Annotated in this window: 25 protein-coding genes, 1 pseudogene and 1 riboswitch; of the genes and pseudogenes, 11 read left to right on the top strand and 15 right to left on the bottom strand. The window is 60.7% G+C overall.

The window, feature by feature from the left end:
* Window positions 1-16: 16 nt before the first annotated feature.
* Window positions 17-1,783 carry a S8/S53 family peptidase gene (locus tag MRY17_RS17075; protein WP_181285147.1) on the bottom strand — a complete coding sequence of 589 codons (1,767 nt, stop codon included), beginning with the start codon at window positions 1,781-1,783 and terminating at the stop codon, window positions 17-19.
* A 131-nt stretch (window positions 1,784-1,914) separates the two neighbouring features.
* Between MRY17_RS17075 and MRY17_RS17070 the strand changes: the two genes are divergently transcribed.
* The 4 genes from MRY17_RS17070 to MRY17_RS17055 all read left to right on the top strand — a co-directional run bounded on the left by MRY17_RS17070 (window position 1,915) and on the right by MRY17_RS17055 (window position 5,389).
* Window positions 1,915-3,369, top strand: a complete 1,455-nt coding sequence (locus tag MRY17_RS17070) for an MFS transporter (RefSeq protein ID WP_124424369.1) — start codon at window positions 1,915-1,917, stop codon at window positions 3,367-3,369.
* A 102-nt stretch (window positions 3,370-3,471) separates the two neighbouring features.
* Entirely contained in the window at window positions 3,472-4,203 is a 732-nt protein-coding gene (locus MRY17_RS17065; protein WP_243352551.1) for a BPL-N domain-containing protein, read from the top strand.
* An 83-nt stretch (window positions 4,204-4,286) separates the two neighbouring features.
* Window positions 4,287-5,015 carry a hypothetical protein gene (locus tag MRY17_RS17060; RefSeq protein WP_243352550.1) on the top strand — a complete coding sequence of 243 codons (729 nt, stop codon included), beginning with the start codon at window positions 4,287-4,289 and terminating at the stop codon, window positions 5,013-5,015.
* Window positions 5,016-5,155: 140 nt separating this feature from the next.
* Complete coding sequence (locus MRY17_RS17055) at window positions 5,156-5,389, top strand: hypothetical protein (RefSeq protein ID WP_243352549.1); 234 nt, start codon at window positions 5,156-5,158, stop codon at window positions 5,387-5,389.
* A gap of 60 nt (window positions 5,390-5,449) precedes the next feature.
* On the opposite strand, the gene MRY17_RS17050 is transcribed toward MRY17_RS17055, so the two are convergent.
* The 6 genes and pseudogenes from MRY17_RS17050 to MRY17_RS26690 form a co-directional block, all read right to left on the bottom strand.
* A complete protein-coding gene (locus tag MRY17_RS17050) occupies window positions 5,450-6,172 on the bottom strand; it encodes a DUF1977 domain-containing protein (RefSeq protein ID WP_243352548.1) in 723 nt (240 codons plus the stop codon).
* 207 nt (window positions 6,173-6,379) lie between these two features.
* On the bottom strand, window positions 6,380-7,039 hold the full coding sequence (locus tag MRY17_RS17045; RefSeq protein ID WP_057721497.1) for a hypothetical protein: 660 nt from the start codon (window positions 7,037-7,039) through the stop codon (window positions 6,380-6,382).
* A 135-nt stretch (window positions 7,040-7,174) separates the two neighbouring features.
* On the bottom strand, window positions 7,175-8,143 hold the full coding sequence (locus tag MRY17_RS17040) for a tetratricopeptide repeat protein (protein ID WP_243352547.1): 969 nt from the start codon (window positions 8,141-8,143) through the stop codon (window positions 7,175-7,177).
* A 158-nt stretch (window positions 8,144-8,301) separates the two neighbouring features.
* Window positions 8,302-8,997: a DUF1963 domain-containing protein gene (locus MRY17_RS17035; RefSeq protein WP_243352546.1), complete on the bottom strand. Its 696-nt coding sequence runs from the start codon at window positions 8,995-8,997 to the stop codon at window positions 8,302-8,304.
* A gap of 30 nt (window positions 8,998-9,027) precedes the next feature.
* Window positions 9,028-9,732, bottom strand: a complete 705-nt coding sequence (locus MRY17_RS26695) for a methyl-accepting chemotaxis protein (protein WP_431768391.1) — start codon at window positions 9,730-9,732, stop codon at window positions 9,028-9,030.
* Between the two features lie 228 nt (window positions 9,733-9,960).
* Window positions 9,961-10,071, bottom strand: a pseudogene (locus MRY17_RS26690) (hypothetical protein); the annotation flags it as partial.
* A 1,194-nt stretch (window positions 10,072-11,265) separates the two neighbouring features.
* On the opposite strand from MRY17_RS26690, the gene MRY17_RS17025 reads away from it, so the two are divergent.
* The 3 genes from MRY17_RS17025 (at window position 11,266) to MRY17_RS17015 (ending at window position 13,005) form a co-directional block, all read left to right on the top strand.
* Window positions 11,266-11,733, top strand: a complete 468-nt coding sequence (locus tag MRY17_RS17025) for a metallophosphoesterase family protein (RefSeq protein ID WP_124359143.1) — start codon at window positions 11,266-11,268, stop codon at window positions 11,731-11,733.
* A gap of 279 nt (window positions 11,734-12,012) precedes the next feature.
* Window positions 12,013-12,252: a hypothetical protein gene (locus tag MRY17_RS17020; RefSeq protein ID WP_169374451.1), complete on the top strand. Its 240-nt coding sequence runs from the start codon at window positions 12,013-12,015 to the stop codon at window positions 12,250-12,252.
* 186 nt (window positions 12,253-12,438) lie between these two features.
* On the top strand, window positions 12,439-13,005 hold the full coding sequence (locus MRY17_RS17015) for a DUF6630 family protein (RefSeq protein WP_243352544.1): 567 nt from the start codon (window positions 12,439-12,441) through the stop codon (window positions 13,003-13,005).
* Between the two features lie 295 nt (window positions 13,006-13,300).
* Here MRY17_RS17015 and MRY17_RS17010 read toward each other — a convergent pair whose 3' ends face one another.
* From MRY17_RS17010 to MRY17_RS17000, 3 genes are all read right to left on the bottom strand, one after another.
* Window positions 13,301-13,906 carry a hypothetical protein gene (locus MRY17_RS17010; RefSeq protein ID WP_191952040.1) on the bottom strand — a complete coding sequence of 202 codons (606 nt, stop codon included), beginning with the start codon at window positions 13,904-13,906 and terminating at the stop codon, window positions 13,301-13,303.
* A gap of 329 nt (window positions 13,907-14,235) precedes the next feature.
* Window positions 14,236-14,466, bottom strand: coding sequence for a DUF6124 family protein (locus tag MRY17_RS17005; RefSeq protein WP_243352543.1), 231 nt, complete (start codon window positions 14,464-14,466; stop codon window positions 14,236-14,238).
* 350 nt (window positions 14,467-14,816) lie between these two features.
* Window positions 14,817-15,173, bottom strand: coding sequence for a hypothetical protein (locus tag MRY17_RS17000; RefSeq protein ID WP_181284930.1), 357 nt, complete (start codon window positions 15,171-15,173; stop codon window positions 14,817-14,819).
* A 123-nt stretch (window positions 15,174-15,296) separates the two neighbouring features.
* Between MRY17_RS17000 and MRY17_RS16995 the strand changes: the two genes are divergently transcribed.
* The gene (locus MRY17_RS16995) at window positions 15,297-15,860 is read left to right on the top strand and encodes a nucleotidyltransferase family protein (RefSeq protein WP_243352542.1); all 564 of its coding nucleotides are present in this window, start codon (window positions 15,297-15,299) and stop codon (window positions 15,858-15,860) included.
* 90 nt (window positions 15,861-15,950) lie between these two features.
* Here the strand turns inward: MRY17_RS16995 and chrA are convergent, their stop codons facing one another.
* Window positions 15,951-17,153 (bottom strand): chromate efflux transporter, encoded by a 1,203-nt coding sequence (chrA, locus tag MRY17_RS16990; RefSeq protein ID WP_191952038.1) that lies wholly within the window; start codon window positions 17,151-17,153, stop codon window positions 15,951-15,953.
* Window positions 17,154-17,345: 192 nt separating this feature from the next.
* On the opposite strand from chrA, the gene tspO reads away from it, so the two are divergent.
* From tspO to MRY17_RS16975, 3 genes are read left to right on the top strand one after another with little or no spacing between them, the layout of a single operon-like run.
* The gene (gene tspO / locus MRY17_RS16985) at window positions 17,346-17,786 is read left to right on the top strand and encodes a tryptophan-rich sensory protein TspO (protein WP_124363626.1); all 441 of its coding nucleotides are present in this window, start codon (window positions 17,346-17,348) and stop codon (window positions 17,784-17,786) included.
* Window positions 17,786-18,739 carry an alpha/beta hydrolase gene (locus MRY17_RS16980; protein ID WP_243352541.1) on the top strand — a complete coding sequence of 318 codons (954 nt, stop codon included), beginning with the start codon at window positions 17,786-17,788 and terminating at the stop codon, window positions 18,737-18,739. The genes tspO and MRY17_RS16980 overlap by 1 nt, the downstream gene beginning before the upstream one ends.
* Window positions 18,740-18,769: 30 nt before the next feature.
* The gene (locus tag MRY17_RS16975; RefSeq protein ID WP_124433408.1) at window positions 18,770-18,994 is read left to right on the top strand and encodes a hypothetical protein; all 225 of its coding nucleotides are present in this window, start codon (window positions 18,770-18,772) and stop codon (window positions 18,992-18,994) included.
* Between the two features lie 360 nt (window positions 18,995-19,354).
* On the opposite strand, the gene MRY17_RS16970 is transcribed toward MRY17_RS16975, so the two are convergent.
* The 4 genes from MRY17_RS16970 to MRY17_RS16955 all read right to left on the bottom strand — a co-directional run bounded on the left by MRY17_RS16970 (window position 19,355) and on the right by MRY17_RS16955 (window position 23,487).
* The gene (locus MRY17_RS16970) at window positions 19,355-20,119 is read right to left on the bottom strand and encodes an ABC transporter ATP-binding protein (protein ID WP_181284926.1); all 765 of its coding nucleotides are present in this window, start codon (window positions 20,117-20,119) and stop codon (window positions 19,355-19,357) included.
* Window positions 20,116-21,120 carry a FecCD family ABC transporter permease gene (locus tag MRY17_RS16965; protein ID WP_243352540.1) on the bottom strand — a complete coding sequence of 335 codons (1,005 nt, stop codon included), beginning with the start codon at window positions 21,118-21,120 and terminating at the stop codon, window positions 20,116-20,118. Before MRY17_RS16965 ends, MRY17_RS16970 begins: the two co-directional genes overlap by 4 nt.
* Window positions 21,117-22,127: an ABC transporter substrate-binding protein gene (locus tag MRY17_RS16960; protein ID WP_243352539.1), complete on the bottom strand. Its 1,011-nt coding sequence runs from the start codon at window positions 22,125-22,127 to the stop codon at window positions 21,117-21,119. The genes MRY17_RS16965 and MRY17_RS16960 overlap by 4 nt, the downstream gene beginning before the upstream one ends.
* Window positions 22,128-22,242: 115 nt before the next feature.
* Window positions 22,243-22,436: riboswitch (cobalamin riboswitch) on the bottom strand.
* 121 nt (window positions 22,437-22,557) lie between these two features.
* Window positions 22,558-23,487: a DNA/RNA non-specific endonuclease gene (locus MRY17_RS16955; RefSeq protein WP_243352538.1), complete on the bottom strand. Its 930-nt coding sequence runs from the start codon at window positions 23,485-23,487 to the stop codon at window positions 22,558-22,560.
* Window positions 23,488-23,553 lie beyond the last annotated feature (66 nt).

Raw genomic sequence — 23,553 nt, 5'->3', positions numbered from 1 at the left:
GCCTTGGCTGCGAGCCTTACCGCACCCGCGAACGACTCTGCACTGCCAGGTCCAGCGCCTTTTGCATATCCAACCGCGCCGAACGCCCGACATCATTGTCATTGAGCTGGTAATTGCGCTCCGACGGCAGGATCGGTGCCGTGAGGTCCTGGGCGTCGCTGCGTTCGAAGTCATGGTTATCGCCGATCGCCAGGGCGCTGCGGCGCAACAGCATGCGCAGCTGTTCGGGCTGCAGCTGCGGGTTGATCGACAGCATCGCCGCCAGCAGGCCCGCGACCATCGGCGTGGCGTAGGAGGTGCCGCAATGCACGGCGCCTTCCTGGTCGGCGCCCGGCGTTGAAGCGTGCGCGCAGGCGGCGGCGGTGATGTCGACGCGCATGTCCACGTTCGAGGAGCTGCGCGTGACGGCGTAGGCTGGGTCATCGACGGCGACGTCGTCGCGCTCGTTGCGCTGGTGCCCACCCACCACCAGCAACTGCTCGGTGATGAACGAGGAGGGCAGGCGGTACTCGTCGCTGCCCGAGAAGGCCGAACCGTTACCGGCGGAGTTCACCACAATCACATCGGGGTGCTCCTTGCGCAGCCACAGGAAGAATTCTTCGAGCAGTTCTTCGTAGCCGCTCATGGCTATGCCTGAGCGCACCAGCGAGTCGACATCCTGGCCGTTGACGTCCTTGGTGCCGACGCGATGAATGCCCCAGCTCCAGTTGAGTACGCGCACGCCGTCCTCCACGAGGTTGACTGACGCGGCGATGTTTGCGGTAATTCCGGCATCGGAGTTGCGCTCGACGATCACATCAAAGCCTCCGCCGGCCTTGTCCAGGCCACGCAGAAAGCCGGTGTTGCCGCCGTTGTTCCAGCCTGCCGCGAGGATGCCGGCCACGGTGGTGCCATGGCTGTCCGCTGAACCTGTATCGCCAGCGTAGACGCACGTGCGCCGGGGCGCGCAGGCGCCCAGGTAGTCGGCGAAATCCGCCGTGTCGAAATCCACGCCGCGCTCGATCACCCCAATGCGCACTGGTTGCGCCACGATGGGCGTGTGCTGCCCCGGGATGCGCCGCTGGTAATAGGCCACCGCATCGAGAAAGCGGTTGGCGGCCCATTCATCGGAGTCCGGTGACGGCTTCTTCGGCGCTTCACGGCGAGGGGCGGCGTGCTCGGCTTCTTCGGCGGCGGACTCCTCGATGACCACCGCGTCCACGCCTGTCTCGCTGCCCAGGCGCAGCACCAGGGCGTCGCGCTGTATCAGGTCGGTGGCCGGCAGGCGCAGTTGAAAGACATTCAGCGGCGCAATACTGCCCACCACCTTCGCCCCGTACTTGCGCGCCAGGCGCTCGGCTTCCTGGCGGCCATCCTGGTCTTCTTCGATCAGCACGCTGACCAGATCCACATAAGTGGTCAGGCCGTCCATGTTCTTCGCCACTTCGCCGGGCCCGGCGGCCACCACCTGGCTATTGCGCAGGCTCAACCAGGCGGCGTTGCTGGTGCGCGGGCCGTCTTCGAGCCACAGCGGGCCGCTTTGGTAGCGGCGGCTATCGAGGCGCAGGCGCAGTTGATCGCCGTCGCGCTGCACGACGTCCTGCGCCAGCACCTTGCCGCCCAGTTTCACGTGCGCGGTGGCGTCGCCCATGCCGCGCACGCGCAGGCACCAGTCCTGCTGCTGGTTTTCCAGCAGGTCACCGCAGCGTTTCAGTTGCTCCAGGCGCAGCGGTTCCTGGGAGGCGAGCGCCGTACCGGCGGCCAGGGTCAACAGCATCGCGAAAGCAGCAGGGTTCAGGGGCATCAGTGGGTTCCTTGCCGGGGTCTGATAGTGCGACTGCGCCAACCGCCCCTTCGTTCAGCGCAACGGCGTTGAACTCCCTCTCAACAGATTCACTCATAACTGACGAGGCACTGCACATGACGGATGTGACAATGACCCAACCACACTCAAATACCCCTGGCGCGCTGTTCGAAACCGACCTGCCCGCACGCCTGGACCGATTGCCCTGGGGCCGCTTCCACACCTTGCTGGTGTTCGCCCTGGGTATCACCTGGCTGCTCGACGGCCTGGAAGTGACCCTGGCCGGTTCGGTGTCCGGCGCGCTGAAAAGCAGCACGGGCCTGAACTTCAGCAACGTCGACATCGGCCTCGCCGGTGGCGTCTACATCGCCGGCGCGGTGCTGGGTGCGCTGTTGTTCGGTTGGCTCACCGACCGCCTGGGCCGGCGCAAACTGTTCTTCATCACCCTGTGGCTCTATGTGGGCGCCACCGCCGCCACGGCGTTTTCCTTCAACCTGGAAAGCTTTCTGCTGTTCCGCTTCCTCACCGGCATGGGCATCGGCGGCGAATACACGGCGATCAACTCGACCATCCAGGAATTCACCCCGGCGCGTTATCGCGGCTGGGTCGACCTCACCATCAACGGCACCTTCTGGCTGGGCGCCGCCCTCGGTGCCGGCGGCGCCATTGTGCTGCTCGACCCGCAGATCGTCGGCGGCGACCTTGGCTGGCGCCTGTGCTTCGGCATCGGTGCCGCGTTGGGCCTGCTTATCCTGGTGATGCGCCTGTGGTTGCCGGAAAGCCCGCGCTGGTTGCTGATCCACGGCCGGCACGCCGAAGCACAGCGCATCGTCGACGGCATCGAAGCGCGCCTGCGCGCACAGGGCCATGCGCTGGCACCCGTCACCAGCCCGCCGCTGCGCCTGCACGCCCGCGACCACACGCCATTGGCCGAAATCTTCCACACCCTGTTCGTCAGCTTTCGCCGCCGCGCCCTGGTCGGCATGACCCTGCTCACCGCCCAGGCATTCTTCTACAACGCGATCTTTTTCACCTACGCGTTGGTGCTCACCGACTTCTATCAGGTACCCGCCGAGCGTGTCGGCTGGTACGTGCTGCCTCTGGCCCTCGGCAACTTCTGCGGGCCGCTGCTGCTCGGCCGCCTGTTCGACGTGATCGGCCGACGCGTGATGATCAGCTTTACCTACGCCACCTCCGGCGTATTGCTCGCGCTCAGCGGCTACGCTTTCCAGCAAGGCTGGTTCGATGTGACCCAGCAAGCCATCGCGTGGATGGTGATTTTCTTCTTCGCCTCGGCAGCGGCGAGCTCGGCGTACCTGACCGTGGCCGAGACGTTTCCCCTGGAGATACGCGCGCTGGCGATTGCGGTGTTCTACGCGTTCGGCACGGGGCTGGGCGGGATCATCGGGCCGACGTTGTTTGGCGAATTGATCCAGACGCAGCAGCGTAGCAGCCTGTTGATCGGTTACCTGATCGGCGCGGCGCTGATGCTCATCGCCGCGGTGGTGCAGGCGATCTGGGGCGTGGCGGCTGAGCGCAAGGCCCTGGAACAGGTGGCGCGGCCGTTGTCGCAGGCGGCTGGGTAAGGGGCCTTTCAACGGCGGTTGTTTACAACTGTTAACGGTTTTCGCGGGCTATTCGATTTAGGCTGTGGTACGCGAATCCCATCTGCTACAGAGCGCATTCCCATGAACCTGCACGCTATCACCGCCATGCTTCTGGTCTTCGCCGCCGCCCAGGCGCACGCCGCCACGCCGATTACCCATGTGGCGATCTATCGAGGCCCGGCAGGTTGTGCCGACTGTTCGCAAAACGTCAAGGCGGCGCTGCTGCGCCTGGACCCGCATTACCAGATCGATTTTGTCGGCGCCGATGAACCGGTCGACATCACCCCGCAAACCCTCGCACGCTACGACCTCTACGTTCAACCGGGGGGCGGCCAGGACATCCCGGCCGCGCTGGACAGCCTGGGCGATGCGCGCGCCGATGCCATCCGCGATTACGTCGCCAGGGGCGGGCGCTACCTGGGGTTGTGCATGGGCGCTTACCTGGCCGATGACAACAACCTCGGCTTGATTACCCAGGACCTCGACAGCGAAGCAGGCCGGCCAGGCTTTGAAGTGAGCGGCATCGAAGACGCCGCCGTGCGCGTCACCTGGGACGGCAAGCCGGATACGGTGTTTTACCAGGATGGCCCGTACTTCCCCAAAGCCACTTCGACCTCCGCGTATACCACCCTGGCGACCTACCAGAACGGCGACGTGGCGGCCGCGCGTTACACCTATAAAAAGGGCGTGGTGGTGCTCAGCGGTCCTCACCCGGAGGCAGGGCAGGCGTGGTTCGAGGATGCCGACATCCCCCTGGACAAAATGCCGCGTGGGAACCTGTTCGGCACGCTGATACGCAGTGTGCAAGAGTAAGGCTTGCGCGCCCGAGCGCGCCTAAAGATCGGGCCTTTCGCGTCGATAACCTCCATGAGCCCGCCAATCATGGACCGATAGAAATGGCATTTTCCGTCAGCGCTGCCCATATAGCTCCCGCCAACACGCGCCTTGCGCCTTCCGAGCAGACACTCACGCCCCAGACGCCGTCCGAGGCCGCCGGCCAGGCCTTGGCAAACGCCGGCCCGGCGGCCGTCTACCATCCGAGCGAAGCCGCCCAAACCCTGCGCGAACCCGTGCAGGTCATCGACACCTGGGTCGGCCGCTCCGAATCGCCTGAGTTTCCTCGCTTTGCCGAACGTTTCAATGGTGCACAAGCCGTGCTGAAAAGCGCCTTCACCACATTCGAATCATCGTTGGCCAGCACCGCCCCCGACCTGGCCGGAACCGATTACGGTTTTACCGTCGAAACCGACGGCCGCCTGAAAGTGCTCGACAAGGCCGGTCAGCTAAGCGAAGCGAATATTCAGCGCCTCACCGATCTGCTCAACGGCTCTGCCGACCTGAAATCCGCCGCCGTGACTTACCGCAACGCCACCATCGACATGATGGACGCCAGCTCGCCCTGGTCCGGCAGTGTCATGGGCTACTACAGCCTGACCAACGAAAACTTCGCCAACTCCATCGACCTGGCGCCGTTGCTCAGAACCTATGACCCGTCGGATCTGACGGACATCAAGGACCGGTTTTTGGTGACTCAGTTGGCGTACAAGGGGGAGCGGGCGACGGAGGAGACGGAGCGGGCGATGTTTGAGCGGCGTGGGGGGCAGGGGGTGAATGTGCAAGTCTGACGCGATGTGATTGCCCGTCGTGACACTTCGCTTGTGCATTGAAGGGGCCGAAAGCAGCCCCTTTCTTCGCCAGCCGGTTTACCATGCTCGCCCCGGCAGTGGTTATACGCGCTACCGACCTCATTCTTAAAGGTACCGCCATGTCCATCGACCAGATCTCCCTGCCCAAAGGCGTAGGCCCGCACGCCGTCAAACTCCTCGACGCCATCACCGGCGCGTCCACCCACGAAGAACTCAACCGCGCCGGCGGCAAGGCCGAAGGGTTCGTGCTGGGCCTGGAGTCCACCAGGGCCATCAAAAGCCAGATCGCCGAGTCGTTGTACGTGGCTTACGATGATGCGGCGAGCAATCGTGCCGGCGAGTTGAAGGGCTGAAAGTATGACGGCCCTGATGCCGTTTTTTTCCGCCATCAGGGCCCCAACTCAAGGCAACGCTCAAGTTGTTTGCCGATCCTTGCAGTCCACGGCCAGCTCGGTAAGGGCGATCATGCGCTCGTAGCGCACAATCATGAATTGCGCATAGCAGCACATGACGAAGAAAAAGGTATTGGTCGCCGCTAACGCCAATAACAACTCCGTACGCTCGGCAATGCCGACCCTGACCAATATATCGTTCAGGCTGGAAAGGGCGACGATGAGCGCCAACAAGCCCGGGAGAATGCCGACCTTCTCCAGCGCGCCCGTCACCATATGCGTGCGCTTTTCCAGGCTGTCGCGCTCGCTTTTCAGTTCCAGCGCACCCAGCTTCAGCGTCTCGCGCGAGAGGGTTGCCAGTTCCGGTAAATAACGGGCCTCTACCTGCATCATGGTTTTGACGTTCAAGTCCAGCAGATTGGCGAAGGGCGCGGTGAACACTTTTTTCAGCGAGTCGCGGTAGAGCAACACCCCCAGCAGCGGATAGAAAAACATTGCCAGGTAAGATAGCGCGATCAGTCCCGCGCTTACGTTGTACAGCCAGTACGCGTGGGTCCATTTGCCAATAATGGTCAGCGGTATGGCCAGAATTGACGGCCCGACCAGGGCGAACCAGAAGTAAGCCCTGTCCAGTCGCGCATCCTTGCCTGCTCGACTTTGTTCGCGTTTGCTGCGCAGCGCTTGTTTGTAGGTTCGCTCGATCTCGGCATTGATCTGCAGGTATTTTTCGATTTCGGCGGACATTGGTTTTCCTTCGTGTCTGCTTGGCGATAAGCGGTCGTGCTTCCGAATACCGGGGGCCGACTGTCATTATTCTGAGTGGTGGTGTGACCCCAATTTTACTCTTCGTCTTTGGCCGCTATCGTCCCAAACTGTCGTTCGTGAACTGCCGGGTTCAGTAAAAAGATAGTCTATTTGTAATTTCTGGAAGTTGGCAGTTTGATGTTCGCCTTATTTATAGGGTCTCGTGATGTTTAGAACCTCAGGTAAAAGTTGTATGTATATCAGGTTAAAAGCCTCATTGTATTCTAGGTCTAGGAGTGGGTGATTCACTCTCAAGGCTTTTTTTACCAGGTCTAGCATTGCGAGATAAACTTTAGGGATGTGCTCTGGAATGTTAAATGATTCATGTCTTTTATGAATAAAGGTGCGTAGCTCCCTATCATTTTCCATGGCGCACTCATCAACTAAAAATTTTGCAGATTCAGAAGTGTTCCTTTCTAGTTGACTTATGTTATGTTTGATAATATTAGCTAAGGCCCTGATAATTTGTAAGTCCTTAAGGTATATTACATCGTGATTGTTTTTTATGGGGTCGAACTTAAATTTTACGTATCTCTTCAGCTCAATGGTTATATCCTCGATAGCTTTGGATAGCGCCATAATAGAATTTTCATGTAGGGATTCGTAAAATTGATATGTTGCACTGCCGACCTCTTTCATTCGCTGCTTCAGTTCATATCTGTCCAGCTCGTTATTAGACCAATTCGTACTTGAAACCTCAGAGATTTTCTCCAGTGTGGCCAGATATGATAGGGCAATGCCGCCAAGTCTAGTGTTTATGCTGGTAAAGAAGGCGAGCGCTTCGATCTGGCTGTTAATATTGGTCATATTTAATGCTTGCTCATGGTTTGTAAGTTTGTTGTTGGCGTTAAGTGGGTTTGGAGTTGAATTCACTATTTCACGATTCTTACAAATCGGGAGGCGGAGTATCACTGTTCAAATGTCGTCCAGCCCCAGGTTTCACTAGCCTTTCAGTGTTCGCAGTTTTTCTTCGAAGTAGCGGATTTGCGCAACATCTTCGGGGTCGACCTGCCTGAGTATTTGCAGCGCTTTTGTATAGGCCTCGCGCGCCTTGGCGGTGTCACCTTCAGCCTCGTAGACTCTTGCCAGGTTGAAATAGCGCAAAATCACCTTGGGGTGGTTCTCCCCGAACGTTGCGCGGTCACTGTTCAGCGCTTTGGTCAGGAAGGCTAGCGCTTTGTCGTACTGACCCAGGCCGCGATAGGCGTCGCCGAGGTTGTTCCAGCGGATGGCGACCGTCGGATGCTGGGGACCGTGCAGGGCCATGTCGATGTCCAGTGCCTGTTGAAAAAGCGGCAGCGCGGCCTGGTGGTTGCCCTGGAGGTTATAGGCATTGCCCAGGTTGTTCAGTGACACGGCGACCGAAGCGTCGTGGTCTCCCACTATCCGCTTTCTCAGCGCGAGATTTTTGCGCAGGTTTTCGAAGGCCTCTTCATATCGGCCCAATTTGCTCTGCGCGGTACCGATGTTGTTATAGGTATCGGCAATCAGCAGGTCATCTGCGCCCAGAACGGCGAGGCGCATTTTCAAGGCTTTTTCATAGTAGACCAGGGCAATGTCCAGATTGCGTTGTCGTTCGTGCAAATAACCGAGGTTGTTCCAGTAGGTCGCCTGTTGTGCGATGGATACCTGGCCATTCTGTTTAGCCGCCTCCAGTGCCTGGGTAACCAGGCGGATCGCGGTGCGGTCATCACCCAGCGCGGAGACTGCCAGTGCCTTGATATTCAACAGCTCGGGGTTGGCCGGATCGGTTTGAAGCACGCGGTCCGCTTCCTCAATCGTCGCCTGGTATTGATGCGCCTCGAAAAGGCTTACCGCTTTGTCGCTCGCAGCCCCTGTGGCGGCTTCGGCGCAACACATCATGACGAGCAGTGACCACGGTAATAGAGCTTTCAGTCCATGAAGGTGCATGAGGGGCCTTTCAACGATCCGTTATTTGCAGTGATGCTAAGGCGCCCATGGTTTACAGACAAATTTAAATGTCTGGTTTTGGAACGGCGCAGCTGCATTGGGGAAATTGGGTCTGCTTCATGCGTGCGCGGGGACATGCGCTTGCGCCTCTTCAAGCCTCAGTAAAAATCATAATAAAACGCCCATTCCCCAGTCTCGACGTGCTTCCAGAACATCAGGCTCCCATTGTCGACCACATTCAGATTGATCTTCGCATCCGACGAAATCTGGAAGACAAACTCGAAGCCTTCGCCCGGATCCACCCCTGACTGGCAAAACGACGGATAGCCGCCGATTTTGTGCTCGTAGGTGTGCGTGACCAGGTCGTAGTAGCTCTGTAGTTCGCCTGCGCGTTGCAGTTCGAGTATCGCCTGCTCAACATCAGCCGGTACACCGCCACCATCCCACAGTGGAAAATCTTCCGGCACAACCTGGGCGTTCAGCGCGAAGGCTTTGAGGAACGCACCCTCCACCGGCAGCACCTTGCGCACCAACACATCCTGTGGCCCGTATTCGCGGATCACCCAGTTGTCGCCCATGGGCTCAAAAGGTTCGGGAAACGGGCTTGAAATAAAGACCGTCAGCACACGTACCCCCGTCAGTAACGGGCTGATGAAGGGCAGGGCGGGCAGGTAGAACTGGGCATAGGGCAGCAACGGCTGCCCGGCCTGATTGACCGGCACGCCTTCATCGGGACGGAACAGGAAGACGTTGCCTAGCCAGCTTTCTTCGTCAGTACCGAGAGGGCGGAAGCCCCCTGCGGTAAGTTTCAGTGTGGGGCGGGCCAGGTGGTGTTTGATTTGGTGGAGGTCCATGGGGAAGGCGTCCTTGCTGTCAGGTATTAGCTAGGCACTCAGGCGTGCCGTCACTTCGTTCAACTGCCCAGACAACCCATGAAGGTTGTGGCTCGCCGCTTCGGTGCGCCGCACGTTGTCCAGGTTGGTACTGGCAATCGAGGTGATTTCGGTGAGGTTGCGCGAGATATCTTCGGCCACAGAGGTCTGCTCTTCGGCGGCGGTGGCAATCTGACGGTTCATGTCGCGAATGGCTTCCACCGCATGGGTGATGCGCTCCAGCATAGCGCCGGCCTGATTCACTTGCGCGACACTTTCTTCACTGCGCGCCTGGCCGCTTTCAATCGCCTTGGCCGCGTCCTCCGCGCCGGTTTGCACGGTCTGGATAATCTGGTTGATCTCGATGATCGATGTCGCCGTACGCTGAGCCAGGCTGCGCACCTCGTCTGCGACTACCGCAAAACCGCGTCCTGCATCACCTGCACGGGCCGCTTCGATCGCCGCGTTCAATGCCAGCAAATTCGTCTGTTCGGCGATGCCGCGAATGACCTCCAGCACCTTGCTGATGCGGCCACTGTCGGTTTCCAGACGACGAATCACGGTGGCGGTGTTGACGATCTCGCCACGCATTTGGGTGATGGTGTGAATGGTGTTGCTCATGACCTTTTCGCCCTGCTGCGCGGACTGGTCGGCATCATCGGCCGCCCGTGCGGCATCGGCCGCATGACGTGCCACTTCCTGGGCGGTGGCGGACATTTCGTTCATCGCCGTCGCCACCTGATCGGTACGGTTGAACTGCTCGTTGGTGCCGCTGGCGATGAGGCCGGCGATGGCGCTTAACTCGCCACTGGCGCTGTCCAGGTCATTGGCGCTGCGCTGCAGGCGGTTGAAGGTTTCGGCGAGAAAATCGCGCAGGGTGTTGGCGGCCACGGCCAGTTTGCCTAACTCGTCTTCACGGGCGCTGGCCACGCGTTCGGCAAATTTTCCTCGGCTCAGTTGCTCCACGTAGTCGATCAGCTTGCGGATGGGGGCAACCAGGTTGCGGTTGATCAACCAAAGGCTCAACAGGCCGATCAACAGGCCCGAAGCGAGCATCACGACAGTGCCCACCATCACCGTGCGCTCGGCTGCGGCGCTGATCAGCATCGATTGCTCGGTGCCCTGCTTGCGCAGTTCGCTGACCAGTTCGCTCATCTGATCACTGGTGGCGCGATCCACACCTTTGACCGCGGCATCACCTGCGGCGGGGTCTGCCCCGGCGGCGATATAGGCATCGCGACCCTTCTGGTAACCGCTGCCCAACTGACGGTGTTCGTCACGCAGGCGTTCAATGCGAGCCTTGAGTTGGCCGTCCAGGCCTTTCTGGCCGGCCAGCTCGCCGAGGATCCCCTGCACGTCGTGCTGACGGTCTTCGAATTGCTTCCAGTACTTATCCAGATCTGCCGGCTGCTTGCCCCGCAGCAATACGTTTTTCCACTCCTGAACCTGCACCTTGAATTGCAGGTTGGCCTCATCGATCAATTGTGAAGTACGCAGCGGACCTTCGATCAGGTTGGCGTAGTTATGCACGCCGCTGGACAGGAAATGAAAGCAGGCCAAGGCAATCAGCAATATCGCCAGCAGGCTGGCGCTCAGCAGCGTGAGGATTTGGGCTCTCAGGGATTTTTGCAGCATGGGTTGATACTCATGACAGGATTGAGGTGCGCCGGGTTGGGCGTGAAAAAGACGTCCAAACTTCCCTGTCTGTGGTTTTGGTTGGCGGCTGTGGCCGCGCAAGCTATACCCGTGTCATCGGCGTGCTAGAGCGGTTCTTGAGTGGGGGTCGACCAGTGGTGTCGTGAGTTTGTTGTCTTCTTTTTGTAGATCTCCTGTGGTTTGGACTTGAGATGAAGGGCGGCTTGCGGCCATTTTCAGTCAGTCACGACAGGCAGAAATCGGCCAGAAGCAGCCGATAGGATTAGACTACATCGAAGTCCTGTCAGAGATTATTTGTATGCTGATTGAGTGCCAAAGGTGCAGCCAAGGTTACGTTCGAGCAATGCGGGTACGCTCCACAAATATTTTGCTGTGGGTGTGCGAAGAGTGTGAAGCAACGTGGACTAGCCAGGATGAGGTGAGTGCCAGTAATTTTGAAGACTACGGTACGTTAATGGCCGGCATTGGGCGCAGTTTTTTATGGTCAGAATTGGAGCCACAGTGAAAAATTCGTTACCGCTTACTTTTTGTCAAATGTCCGCCTTGGGTCGAAAACAGTCACTCCTACCCGAAACGTCCACGGAGAATTGGCCCATGAAAACCGCCCTAATATCCGACACTCACAATCTTCTCCGCTCCGAAGCCATCGGCGCGCTCCAAGGCTGTGACCTGATCATCCACGCCGGCGACATCGGCAACCCGGACATCCTCGTCCAGTTGTCCAAAATTGCTCCCGTCCACGCCGTGCGCGGCAACAATGATCTCACCAGTCCATGGGCCAAAGACCTCCCCGACCTTCTGACCTGCACTCTTAACGGCTGGCACACTCTCCTTATCCACGACATCGCCGACGTCCCCGCCGATCTAGATCCAGACATAAAGCTCATCATCACCGGCCATTCTCACAAGCCGCGCATAGAATGGCGCGGTGATCGTCTATACGTGAACCCTGGTAGCGCCGGCCCTCGGCGTTTCAAATTGCCGGTCACGCTGGCAATTCTCGAGATACAACCCGACAGCATCGAGCCGCGCCTGATTTCCCTGCTGGATCCCCCCGCCTGAAATCGCTACGGTTACCGCGATCCAGAACAGGGAATCCACGCATGATCTGCAGCGCCAACAGTTGCGGCTGCGTTTTGTAGGAGGCGGTGTTTAATCACCTGGCGCCACCCGGTTTCGAAGCGGTAAGGGGCACAAAAGGGAACTCATTTATTTCTCAGAGGAAATGAGCGTTGGCCGAAGCTGCTGGGTGACTGGCAGCTATCGGCCAGAAGCAGCCCTTCCGCAAATCTCCAAACGCGTTTACAAACCAGATACCGGAACAAGTTTAGGCGAGACGTGATGACACTTTCCAAAGGCAATATCATAAAGCTGATCGAGGTTGACCAAACAAAAGTAGTGCTCTCTGATTGGCTGAACTCCCGGGAGGCGGCTCCTGGAGATATCGCGGAGGTGGAAGCGATTTCGATGGGTGAGGCTGGATGTATCGTTCGCTTGCTGTGCGAGCCACATTCAGGATCTCCCGAATGGAGAGCTTCATATTTTGAGGCTGGATTGACCTATGAGGTGCTTCATAGCTAGCCCAATGATGTCCCCTCTTGAATGTCTGTTCAGGGCCGACTTCCACCTATCGCCACAGTCAGCTTGGGGTCGATTGCTGCCACACGTAGTCTGAGTAGATATCAACCCTGACCCTATTCGCCGTCATCGAACCGCTGGGGTAAGCTTCGCGCTAGAGGCTTCACCCACCAAGGAGAATAAACGGCGATGGGCTTGTTCAGTCGATTGTTCGGTGATCGCTTCACACAACCCCCACCCGATGAACCACGGTTGAGCGATGCCGCGATTATGCGTGAGCTTTATCCATTCGGTGCGCAACTGAAAACGTTCACCCAGGCCCTGTTGGCGCGGCTGCCTGAAAAGGAACGTGCGCGTCTCGTGAGAAGGGTGTCGCGCTATTACAACCTAGGTGAAGACCCGGTCACCGCGTTGGTCAGTGGGCTTTTGGACGCAGAGGAAGGCCAGTTACTCAATAATCTGGTTCTCATGGCCGTGGACGTGCACGGCTTCGATGATTTCAAGTACCTGGCACTGAAACTGGTTGAAGCCAGCGGTATTGACCAGGTTTATGCCTACAAGCTGGAAGAGACGACATCACTGATGCAAGTGCTGATCGATTTCGATCAATGGCTGACCGGGTTCGGGAAGCGCTTTCTGCATGTGGATACAGGCGGTGCCGATTATGTGGGTTGCATCATTGAGCAAGATTGCGTCGCAAACCTGATCGCGCTGGCTAAGCAGGCTGGCATCGACGCAAGGCTCGATCCCTTTTGAGACAAGTTGGCTGACCGCTATCGACCCAGAGCAGCCGGTGATGACATGCATAAAATAACCGAAAGTTACCAGCCAGTAGCTTATCCCGGTAGTAGCCAAGAATCCCTCCTCATCACATCTGCGATATGGACAGAGCCATCTTGCGGCCTGATGGTGAGCGCGGGATTCAATGTCTTGCGGCCTTTTTCATTGTGTCTGTCACTTCCGGCGCTCTACACGCCCGCCGCATCGAGCCTGCATTGAACTACTTGCGCTTCAACTGCTGCCGGGATTGTTTCATTCGAAAGGTCAGGACTCAGGATGCGGTTGAGCGATTCTTTCCCTGAGTGCACGGATTAAAAATCTCCCGAATACTCTCGCTTGTGCCTACATAGGCTTTGGTACCTGGTACCGCCACAGCCGAGTAATTCTTGCGATCGGTGACCCGAATAAAATTGCCTTGCGCAGCCGTGAAGCTCTCAGTGTCCGGCGGCACTAGCACGCTCAGGAACTGGGCTTTCTTGTCGAGGGCCAAGGCACCTCTTACGGTAATCGGCGCCAGCATGGCGGCCCAATGTTCACTGAACAGGTAGAAGGTATCGGCTGCGTCTCTGCCACTCTGCAGGTGGGCACACTGCACATCACTTGCTTTGATGACTTCAGCTTGCTGGTAAATACCGCCCTTATACAGGGCCAGCACCAGCTTGTTCTTCGTCAGCACACCCAAGCCTTGCGTGGCTCTACACACGTGCAAATCACCATAGGGAAATAAGCACCAGTTGGTTTCGGTGATAGTGACGATTTCGTCTGCGCTGAGCTTCAGGTCACGTTCAATATTGGCGCGGTCTTGCGGGGTTTCGTAAGGGATGGCGCATGCACTCAATAGCGCTGCGAAAGTCAGGGCGAGTAGTGGGGTTCTCATCAAGCGTCCTTTGCTGCTGGAAATTACATGTCAATGACGAATATTTTTACGGATATACAGATCGCGCTGAGTTTAAAGCGCTGTTGGAGAATCTGCTAAAACTCTTCGTTTGAATTTCTCGATACCTGGCGTGCGAATGAGGTCCTTTTTTTGCCAGATGCCACGTCATGCGTTGGCGTCAAAAAGCAGTTATCGTGAGAATTGCTCTCGGCCGAAAACTTCCGCAGTTGTGTCATTCGAACCAGCCATCAAAAGCAAATCGCCAAGTCGTCGTACGTGCGTACAACGACGCGGCGATTAAAGGGGCTTTCGCGTTGGGTGCTTGAAGATCAGCCAGCGCACGGCACTTCGCGGTCAAGCAGTCTGGCAGTGAGCAGTACGCCCAGTTCGCTCAGTTGGTGGATCGCGAGCGCGATGTCGCGGTGTTTGCCGCTTAGGTCTTCGGACAGGTCGAGCAGCAGGGTGCTGACGCTGGTGAAGGTTTCGTAGCTGTTGGTGATGAGGGTTTCGTGGGTTGCGTCGGCAGTGACGCTGAAGAGGGTGGTTGAAGCAGTAGCCATTGTTAAGTTCCTTGCTTCGGCCACGACCTCATCGCTACTAAACAATAAGGCGGTAGCTGTACGCAGGTTAGTAGACCGGTGGAACCTAACAAAACCGGCGCGCCCTGGGGCGCCCTACGCACAGCCACCATCAAGCACAGACGGGACGTCTGCTGGATAGAGCGTGTGCACTTGTTAGGTTAAACCGTGGGCTACTAAACCCGATCGCCGAGACATTCAGCGACCGAGCCACCTTAATCACGGCCACCCCAGCGCACAAGCCGGCGGATTCTGACCCATGCGTAGGCAAGGGAGCAAGGCGTTGCAGGGGGTTGGGATTTTTCCTGCGGGCTTCGGCGTATCAGGTCGAGTCAGTGGCGCGCCAGCCGCGCACGCCAGTCGCCCGCGTGTTGCAGGCGGCAGTCTTCTTCGCAATCAAAGTGCACGCAGCGCTCTATCGGCAAGGGCGGCACGTCCGCTTCGTGCAGCGCCTTGGCAGTCAGTTCGCGCATGCGCTGGTCGGCACCGCAGCTGAGGGCGAGTGCCTTGTTGGCGCGGGTGTCGAATACCCAGGTCACGCGCAGGCTTTGCGGGAAGGCGCTGTAGTCGACGGTGTGGGTCAGCCAGTCGAAGCCTAAGATTTCGGCTTTGGCGGTTTCGCAGGCGTCGGTGAGGGCGGAGGTCAGTTGGCGTTCGAGGCGGGCGCAGTCGCGTTTGGTCAGCGGCATCGGGGCTCCGGTTGTGCGTGGGGGCTGGCGTGCATCATACCGGCAGTCGCGTTGCGAACGATGTCACCGTTCACCGTGCTGTTGTAGAGTCGAGCGCACCGCACTGATTACCCAGGGATCTTCATGACATTGCCCGTCAATACCTTCCTCGACCTGGCCATGGCCAACCCCGTCAACGTTGAGATCACCGCGCGCTTGCCGGCCTTGGAGGTGGCGCAGTGCATGCTGACGGCGGGCTGTCTGTTCCAGGCGGTGTGGAATCATCAGGCGCAGCGGCCGGCGGAGGCGGGGGTGAAGGACTATGACGTGTTTTACTTCGATGAGGACCTGTCCTACGAAGCGGAGGATGCGGTGATTCGAAGGGCCGAGGCGTTGTTCAAGGACCTGGGCGTCAGCGTGGAGGTCAAGAACCAGGCGCGCGTTCACCTCTGGTATGGGCAGCGCTTTGGCCGGCCATACCCGCAGTTGCAGTCGGCCCGGCAGGGGGTGGACCGGTATCTGGTGGCAGGCACGTGTATCGCTTTGGACATTGCCACCGGTGAGGTGTATGCGCCCTATGGGTTGGCGGATGTGGAGCAGGGGCTGCTGCGGATCAATCCGCTGCATCCGGAGCCGCAATTGTTTGCTGAAAAGGCCAGAAGTTATCAGGTGCGCTGGCCTTGGCTCAGGATTGTGGAGCCGGACTGAGACCAGGGCGATGCGCGGGCTGCGGTTTGACGGGCGACCGAGGCGATCCCATCGCAGCCTCGCTGGGGCTCGACAGCTCCCACCTTGATCTCAGGCGCCGGCCAGGTTGAGCAGGTATCCGATGGCGGCACTTGCTGCGACTACCAGCCACGGCGGCAGCTTCCAGACCATCAACGCCGCCAGGGCGAGCAGGGCGAAGGCAAGGTCGTAGACGTTGAAAATCGCGCTCGTCCACACCGGTTGATACAGCGCCGCCAGTAGCAGGCCCACCACCGCTGCGTTCACGCCGACCAGTGCGGCTTGCGTGCGCGGGCTGCTGCGCAGGCTGGCCCAGAAGGGCAGTGCGCCGAAGATCAGCAGAAACGACGGTGCGAAGATCGCCAGCAGGGCGATCAGGCCGCCCAGCCAGCCGTTCGGGGTGTGGCTCATCGAGGCGCCGAGAAAGGCGGCGAAGGTGAACAGCGGGCCGGGCACGGCTTGTGTGGCGCCGTAGCCGGCGAGGAACAGGTCGTTGCTTACCCAATGCGTGGGCACCACCTGGGCTTGCAGCAACGGCAGCACCACGTGACCGCCGCCGAAGACCAGTGAGCCGGTGCGGTAGAAAGCATCGACCAGGGCGAGCGTGGGGTGGGTGACCCAGTCGGCAAGGATCGGCAAGCCCACCAGCAACAGCAGGAACAGCGCCAGCCACAGCGTTGCGGTGCGGCGGCTGATGGCGATGGGCAGCGCGTCGGGCTCGGCGTGAGTCTCGGGCTTGAACAGCAGCAGGCCGACCACGCCCGCCATGGCGATGACTCCGACCTGGCTCCACGCGGACGGTTCCAGCAGCACCAGGGCGGCAGCGCCCAGCATCAGGGTTATGCGTGCCCAGCCGCGACACAGGTTGCGCGCCATGCCCCACACGGCCTGGGCCACCACCGCCACGGCGACCACTTTAAGGCCATGCAGCACGCCATTCGGAAGGGCGGCACCATACCGCGACAGGCCCAGGGCAAACAGGATCAGGGCGATGGCCGACGGCAAGGTGAACCCGGCCCAGGCTGCCGCCGCGCCGGCATATCCTGCGCGCGACAGGCCCAGGGCAATGCCGACCTGGCTGCTGGCCGGGCCGGGCAGGAACTGGCACAGGCCGACCAGTTCGGCGTAGCTGCGCTCGCTGAGCCAACGCCTGCGGGTGACGAACTCCTCGCGAAAATAGCCCAGGTGCGCAATCGGCCCGCCAAAGGAGGTGAGGCCCAGGCGCAGGAAGATCAGGAACACGGACCAGGGCGTGCTGCGGTGATTGGAAGCCAAGAGGGGGCGCTCTGATGGGGTGGTCGAAACTGGGCAACGTGCGGTGGTTTGGCCACCTTACCCATTTTTCATGACGCGTAGAAGAGATGGCCTGGCTGTCATTTTTGCCGCGTATAGGGAATTTATGCGCGCCCGTTCGAGTCACTGAAAAACACAGTGTTGCTTTCCACCATTGCCCCTCAAGGACCGATCATGACCTTTTTCATCTTCCTGCTCGCCTGCGCCGCCGCCGCCAGTACCGGTGTGATCTTCAAACCCGGCGCCTGGTACGAATCCCTGGTCAAGCCCAGTTTCACTCCGCCCAATTGGCTGTTCCCGGTGGCGTGGACCATTATCTATCTGCTGCTGGCCTGGGCCGGTTACCGCTTGAGCCTGATCCCCGGCAGCGAAATGGTGTTGGCCCTGTGGGCGGCGCAGATTGCGTTGAATACGCTGTGGACGCCGGTGTTCTTCGGCGCGCACCGCTTGCTCGCCGGGATGGTGATCATTGTGTTGCTGTGGCTGACCGTGGCGGCGATGGTGGTGTTGGCGGTGCGACTGGATCTGATTACCGGCTTGATCCTGTTCCCTTACCTCGCCTGGCTGTGCGTGGCGGCGGCGTTGAATTTCTCGATCCTGCGGAATAATCGCTGATGGCTTACCAACTCTGGCCCGCCAGCGAGGCCGAACTGGCCCAGATGCGCCGTTTCAATCAGAAGCTGTCGTGGATGCCGCGCTTTAAAATCCGCAACCGCTTCACCCCGCGTGTGATCCAGGCGCTGCTGCGCACCGGTCAGCGGTTCAAGAAGGCCCCCGTGGTGGAATGCAGGCTGGTCGGCGGCGTGCCGGTGCGCATCATGCGGCCCGACGGGGCGCCCAAAGGCGTGGTGCTGGATATCCATGGCGGCGGCTGGGTGATCGGCAATGCGCAGATGAACGACGACCTCAACCTGGGCATGGTGCGTGCCTGCCGCGTGGCGGTGGTGTCGGTGGACTACCGGTTGGCGGTCAACACCCCGGTCGAAGGCCTGCTGGAAGACTGCCTGAGCGCTGCGCGCTGGCTGTTGGCCGACTGCACGGAGTTTGCCGGGTTGCCGGTGTTTTTTGTCGGCGAGTCGGCCGGCGGGCACCTGGCAGCGGCGACCTTGCTGGCGTTGAAGCAATGGCCGGCGTTGCTCGAACGCGTCGCTGGCGCGGTGTTGTACTACGGTGTCTACGACTTGACCGGCACGCCAAGCGTGCGCGCGGCCGGGCCGCAGACGCTGCTGCTGGACGGGCCGGGGATGGTCGCGGCGCTGCGCTTGCTCACGCCAGGCATCAGCGACGAAGCGCGTCGACAGCCGCCGCTGTCACCCTTGTATGGCGATTTTTCCGGCCTGCCGCCGGCGTTAATGTTTGTGGGCGAGTTGGACCCGCTCAAGGACGACACGCTGCTGATCGCCGAACGCTGGGAAGGGGTAGAAGCGCATCTGCTGCCGGAGTCGGCCCATGGGTTCATTCATTTTCCGCTGGCGATGGCGGATAGCGTGTTGGCGTACAGTCGCGCCTGGATAACGCAGCACTTGCATCGAGTGGGAACTAAAAAGCTGATCGCTGAGTCAGGTTAATCAGTTGTTTCCCATTAGAAGGATGCCCGCATGCCTGTTTACACCTTGAACTACCGGTTCAATGACGAACCGCGCACTCACACCTTCGACCTCAAGCAGTCCGGGTTGCCTGTGCATGAAGCGGCGATGCACCTGCTGCAGTTGCACTTTGGTGATGCGGAAAACGGTTTGATCCTGCCGGCTGCGGATGCGAGCCCGGCGGACATCCTGGAGCAGGCGCAGGTGATGGGAATCACTCGGATCAAGGTGCAATAAGCCTTAAAGCCCGGTTCGGCAGACGACCCCTATGCACTGGCGTGTGATGACCCAACTGCGGGATGGCGCTTGCCCCCGATGAGGGCGTGTCAGCAGCCTATTTTTCAGCTGACCCACCGCCATCGGGGGCAAGCCCCCTCCCACATTTAACGGTATTGCCTTCCCCAGCGTCGAACGCCGTCAGTCTTGCATCTCAACCGCCGCCGCCGAATCCAGGCATTGAAAACGCGAACAATGTGGGAGGGGGCTTGCCCCCGATGGCGGTGGGTCAGTTACTGATGCTTTTGCTGACACGCCCTCATCGGGGGCAAGCCCCTCCCACAGTTGGATCACTGCCAGCTGTGCCGCCGTCACAGCGTTTCAGTTGCAGCGCAGGCGCAGGATGTGCGCGCCGTCGAACGGGTCCGTCAGGTAGTGCCCCTGCACCCCGAATGTCTCGTGTAACCGCTGAGGCGTCAGTACCTGCAGCGGCGTGCCCAGCGCCACCAGGCGCCCACGGTCCAGCACGGCCAGGCGATCACAGGTCAGCGCCTGGTTCAGGTCATGCAGGGCGATCAAGGTGGTGACCGGCAAACCCTGCACACCTTTGAGGATCGTCAGTTGATGCTGGATATCCAGGTGATTGGTCGGTTCATCCAGCAACAGGATTTGGGGCCGTTGGGCCAACGCGCGGGCGATGTGCACCCGCTGGCGTTCGCCGCCGGAGAGGCTGCGCCAGGCGCGGTGGCTCAGGTGGGTGGCGTCCACGTCGTGCAGGGCCTGGCGCACGATGCGGTCGTCTTCATCCGACCACGGGCTCAGCGCCGACAGCCACGGCGTGCGGCCCAACGCCACGGCATCGAACACGCGAATGGCGTCGTCGGTGTCGGCCTGTTGTTCCACCACGGCCAACTGTTGCGCGATGGCGCGGCGTGACAGCTCACCCAGGCGCTTGCCGCCCAGGCGCACCTCGCCGCTGGCCGGGGGGCGCAAACCGGCGAGCAACTTGAGCAGGGTGGATTTGCCCGAACCGTTCGGTCCGACAATACCCAGGGTTTCGCCCTGCTGCACATCCAGGTGAATATCGCGCAGCAATTCGGCGTCACGCACCTTGAAGCCCAGGCCGGTGCAGCTCAGTACAGTCATCGTGCATTTCTCCGGCCGATCAGGATCAGCGCAAACACCGGCGCACCCACCAGTGCCGTGACCACGCCCACCGGTATCACCTGACCCTTGATCAAGGTACGCGACAGCACATCTGCCGCGATCAGGAACAAGGCGCCACCCAGGGCGCTGGCCGGCAGCAGGCGCGAGTGCCCGGAGCCGAGCATCAAGCGTACGGCATGGGGGATCACCAGCCCGACAAACCCGATGGAGCCGACAATCGACACCATCACCGCCGTCACCACCGCCGCGCAGCCCACCAGCACGACCTGCACGCGACGCACTGGAATGCCCAGCGAGGCCGCCGAATCGGTGCCGAAGGTAAATGCATCCAGCGCACGTCGGTGCCACAGGCACACCATCAGCCCGCCGACCGCCACCGGCACCGCCAGCCACACCGACGGCCAGCGCACGCCGCTGAGGTTGCCCAACAGCCAGAACATGATGCCGCGCGCCTGTTCGGAGCTGGCCGACTTGGTAATCAGGAACGCGGTAAGCGCATTGAACAACTGCGAACCGGCAATGCCGGCGAGGATGATCTGGCCAGTGCCGCTGGACGATCCGCTGGCCCGCGCCAGCAGGATCACCAGTGCGAACGCGGCCATGGCGCCGACAAAGGCGCCCGCCGACAACGAAATCAAACCGCCGCCCACCCCGAGCAAGGCAATCAGCACCGCACCGGTCGAGGCGCCGGCGCTGATGCCGAGCAAATACGGGTCGGCCAGCGGATTGCGCAGCAACGACTGCAGGATCACTCCACAGGTCGCCAGGCCCGCGCCACAGGCACCGGCGACCAGGGCGCGGGTCAGGCGGTAGTTCCACACCACGCCTTCGTCGATGGGGTCGAGCACGTAGCTGGCCGCCCACAGTTTGTTGGCGAGCACCTGGAGCACCACCTGCGGCGAGATAGCGGTTTCGCCGATGGCCACGCCGGCAAGCAGGGCGATCAGCAGCAGCGTGAGGGCGAGCAGGGTTCGTATCATTGCGGCAGGTCGTAGCCGTCGATGGCGGCGGCCAGTTGTTCCAGGCCGTCGAAGGTGCGCAGGCTGGCCTGCAGTGCCAGGGCGTCGAGGATGATGATGCGGTTGTGTTTCACCGCGTCCATGTTGCGCGTTACCGGGTCACTGCGCAGGAAGGCCAGCTTCTTTTCATAGTCGTCGGCGGGGTAGCGGCGGCGGTCCATGCGCGCGATCACCAGGAAGGTGGGGTTGGCCTTGGCGATGGTCTCCCAGCCGACGGCGGGCCACTCTTCATCGGACTGCACCACGTTGCGCAGGCCGAGGGTTTGCAGCATGAATTGGGGAACACCTTTGTGGCCGGCCACGTAAGGGTCGCTGGCCATTTCGGCACTGGAGAACCATACCAGCGCGCTGGCCTGCTTCAAGCCTTTGCCCTGCGCGGTGGCGATCGATTTGGCCAGGCGCGTCTTGAGTTCGTCGGTCAGTTGCTGGCCGCGCGCTTGCACGTCGAAGATCTCGGCCAGTTGGCTGAGGCCTTTGTAGATCGTCTCGATGCGAAACGGCTCCAGCCGCGTGCCATCGGCGCCCACCAGGTTGTCCTTGCCTTCGCAGTCGGAGGGCAGCAGGTACGTGGGGATATTCAGTTCATGGAACTGTTCGCGGGTGCCCACCACGCCTTGGGGGCCGACCACCCATTCCAGCTCGGCGGCCACCAGTTGCGGGCGCTTGGCGATCACCGCCTCGAAGCTCGGCTCGTTATTGGCCAGACGCTCGATGCTGTCGTTCTGCGCCTTGTACTGCGCCAGTACATCGTTGAACCACAGCGACGTGCCGACCACTTTATCGCCCACGCCCAGCGCATACAGCATCTCGGTGGCGGCCTGGCCGATGGTCACGCTGCGCGCGGGGGCTTGCGCAAAGGTGATGGGGCTGCCGCAGTTTTCCACGGTCAGCGGGTAGTGGGTCGGCGCGGCTTGGGCCAGGGCGCAGACACCCAGGCCGATGATCAGGGCCGTAACGCGTGGCAGCATGGGGCAGTCTCCGTTTGAACCGTCGGTGAAGCAGGGCAGGGACGGTTCGGAAATACACCCACGCGCGCCGCCGGCCGGGCAGCGCAAGGATGGCCTTCCCGGACACCCCGCCGGTTAGTGAGTCACTTGGCCGGCAGGTCTCCTGACTGATGCGTCGTCGCCAGGCTCCGGCCTTCCCGGACGACGTCCAGTGGCAGTGGGGAGCAGGCTCGGCACCTACAGTTGCGGGGGCAGTTTCGATTGACGTCGCGGGCGGCGTTTCGAATTCCCTATTAGTCCCGTGTGGGAACCGGCGGCGCTATGGTAGTCGATCACGGCCTGTAGGAGCGAGCTTGCTCGCGAAGGACGTTAACGATAACGCGGTCAACCGGATGCCTCGCGGTGCTCGAAGGTGCTTGGCGAGCAAGCTCGCTCCTACAGTGGGCCGTGCTCAGAGTCGGATATCCTGCGGCCCCCGGATCAGCGCTTCGATCCGCGTTCCGGTGGCGCGCTCTTCGTTGCTGAAACCGTCGTAGTCGGCCAGGTTGCCGAAGCGGATCCCGGTCAGTTGTTCGATCTGCAACACGCTGCGCCGGTAGGTTTTGAGCGGGCCGAAGACCAGGTCCAGTTGATCCAGCTCGCGGCGCTGATCAATCATGTACGCGCTGGCGGAGGGTTTGCCGTCGTCGCTGAGGTAGGCCACGACTTTCCAGAACGCCTGGGGGATTTTCACGCCACGGTACAGGCGGTCGTCGTCGGCGAACACCGGCCCGCTGAAGATACTGGCGCGGGCTTTCCAGCGCTGGGTGTTGTCGAGGATATAGTCCTCCAGTTCCAGCCAGGTCTTCTGGTTGAAGCCGCTCATCTGCGGCGAGCAGTTGGTGAAGTGGAAGGTGTCGAGGTTGGCGGTGTTCGCCTCGTCGCCCCAGTTCGGGTCCTGGCGCCGCACCAGATGACCACGGTCCAGGCCGTTGCCGGCGTAGAGGTCGTCGCCCACCTGGGCGTCGAGGGGCAGGCGGCCGTCGTAGGCCCAGGTGTCGTTGCTGCGCACGATATCCACGTGCTTGCCGCCGTCGATGTTGACGCCGACATAGAGTGCCAGGCGGCGGGCGCGCGACATGCTGATGGAAAAGTGCGTGTAGTCCAGGCGCCCGGGCTGGGCGTCGCCTGCCACGGTCGGTTCCAGCGTGGGCCAGGGCACCGCGAAGCTGCCGAGAAAATCCTCGGCGTAGCCGCGCCGATCCTGCAGGTCCTTGGCTGCGGTGACACGCGGCGTCGCGGCCCTGGCCTCCAGCAAGGATGGACTGGGCGTGAGCAGTGGGCGAAGGTCGGCAAGCCTTGGGCGATAGGACAGGTCAGTTTTGACGTGGCGTGCGGGCATGGGGTATTCCTTATGGGGCCTCGGATAAACACGACTGCAACATGATTTCATGACAATTTGGCCCAG

It is taken from the genome of Pseudomonas orientalis (assembly GCF_022807995.1).
GTDB lineage: Bacteria > Pseudomonadota > Gammaproteobacteria > Pseudomonadales > Pseudomonadaceae > Aquipseudomonas > Aquipseudomonas orientalis_B.
This window is presented reverse-complemented; position numbering and strand designations above follow the sequence as displayed.

Coding starts and splice junctions, on each gene's coding strand:
- MRY17_RS16975 (WP_124433408.1), top strand. CDS start 18,770: ATGCCTGTTTACACCTTGAACTACCGGTTCAATGACGAACCGCGCACT.
- MRY17_RS17035 (WP_243352546.1), bottom strand. CDS start 8,997: ATGGACCTCCACCAAATCAAACACCACCTGGCCCGCCCCACACTGAAA.
- MRY17_RS17015 (WP_243352544.1), top strand. CDS start 12,439: ATGGGCTTGTTCAGTCGATTGTTCGGTGATCGCTTCACACAACCCCCA.
- MRY17_RS26695 (WP_431768391.1), bottom strand. CDS start 9,732: ATGTCCGCCACCGCCCAGGAAGTGGCACGTCATGCGGCCGATGCCGCA.
- MRY17_RS17025 (WP_124359143.1), top strand. CDS start 11,266: ATGAAAACCGCCCTAATATCCGACACTCACAATCTTCTCCGCTCCGAA.
- tspO (WP_124363626.1), top strand. CDS start 17,346: ATGACCTTTTTCATCTTCCTGCTCGCCTGCGCCGCCGCCGCCAGTACC.
- MRY17_RS17005 (WP_243352543.1), bottom strand. CDS start 14,466: ATGGCTACTGCTTCAACCACCCTCTTCAGCGTCACTGCCGACGCAACC.
- MRY17_RS17000 (WP_181284930.1), bottom strand. CDS start 15,173: ATGCCGCTGACCAAACGCGACTGCGCCCGCCTCGAACGCCAACTGACC.
- MRY17_RS17055 (WP_243352549.1), top strand. CDS start 5,156: ATGTCCATCGACCAGATCTCCCTGCCCAAAGGCGTAGGCCCGCACGCC.
- MRY17_RS17075 (WP_181285147.1), bottom strand. CDS start 1,783: ATGCCCCTGAACCCTGCTGCTTTCGCGATGCTGTTGACCCTGGCCGCC.
- MRY17_RS17045 (WP_057721497.1), bottom strand. CDS start 7,039: ATGACCAATATTAACAGCCAGATCGAAGCGCTCGCCTTCTTTACCAGC.
- MRY17_RS16955 (WP_243352538.1), bottom strand. CDS start 23,487: ATGCCCGCACGCCACGTCAAAACTGACCTGTCCTATCGCCCAAGGCTT.
- MRY17_RS17040 (WP_243352547.1), bottom strand. CDS start 8,143: ATGCACCTTCATGGACTGAAAGCTCTATTACCGTGGTCACTGCTCGTC.
- MRY17_RS16960 (WP_243352539.1), bottom strand. CDS start 22,127: ATGCTGCCACGCGTTACGGCCCTGATCATCGGCCTGGGTGTCTGCGCC.
- MRY17_RS17070 (WP_124424369.1), top strand. CDS start 1,915: ATGACCCAACCACACTCAAATACCCCTGGCGCGCTGTTCGAAACCGAC.
- MRY17_RS17010 (WP_191952040.1), bottom strand. CDS start 13,906: ATGAGAACCCCACTACTCGCCCTGACTTTCGCAGCGCTATTGAGTGCA.
- MRY17_RS17060 (WP_243352550.1), top strand. CDS start 4,287: ATGGCATTTTCCGTCAGCGCTGCCCATATAGCTCCCGCCAACACGCGC.
- MRY17_RS17020 (WP_169374451.1), top strand. CDS start 12,013: ATGACACTTTCCAAAGGCAATATCATAAAGCTGATCGAGGTTGACCAA.
- MRY17_RS16970 (WP_181284926.1), bottom strand. CDS start 20,119: ATGACTGTACTGAGCTGCACCGGCCTGGGCTTCAAGGTGCGTGACGCC.
- MRY17_RS16965 (WP_243352540.1), bottom strand. CDS start 21,120: ATGATACGAACCCTGCTCGCCCTCACGCTGCTGCTGATCGCCCTGCTT.
- MRY17_RS16980 (WP_243352541.1), top strand. CDS start 17,786: ATGGCTTACCAACTCTGGCCCGCCAGCGAGGCCGAACTGGCCCAGATG.
- MRY17_RS17065 (WP_243352551.1), top strand. CDS start 3,472: ATGAACCTGCACGCTATCACCGCCATGCTTCTGGTCTTCGCCGCCGCC.
- MRY17_RS16995 (WP_243352542.1), top strand. CDS start 15,297: ATGACATTGCCCGTCAATACCTTCCTCGACCTGGCCATGGCCAACCCC.
- MRY17_RS17050 (WP_243352548.1), bottom strand. CDS start 6,172: ATGTCCGCCGAAATCGAAAAATACCTGCAGATCAATGCCGAGATCGAG.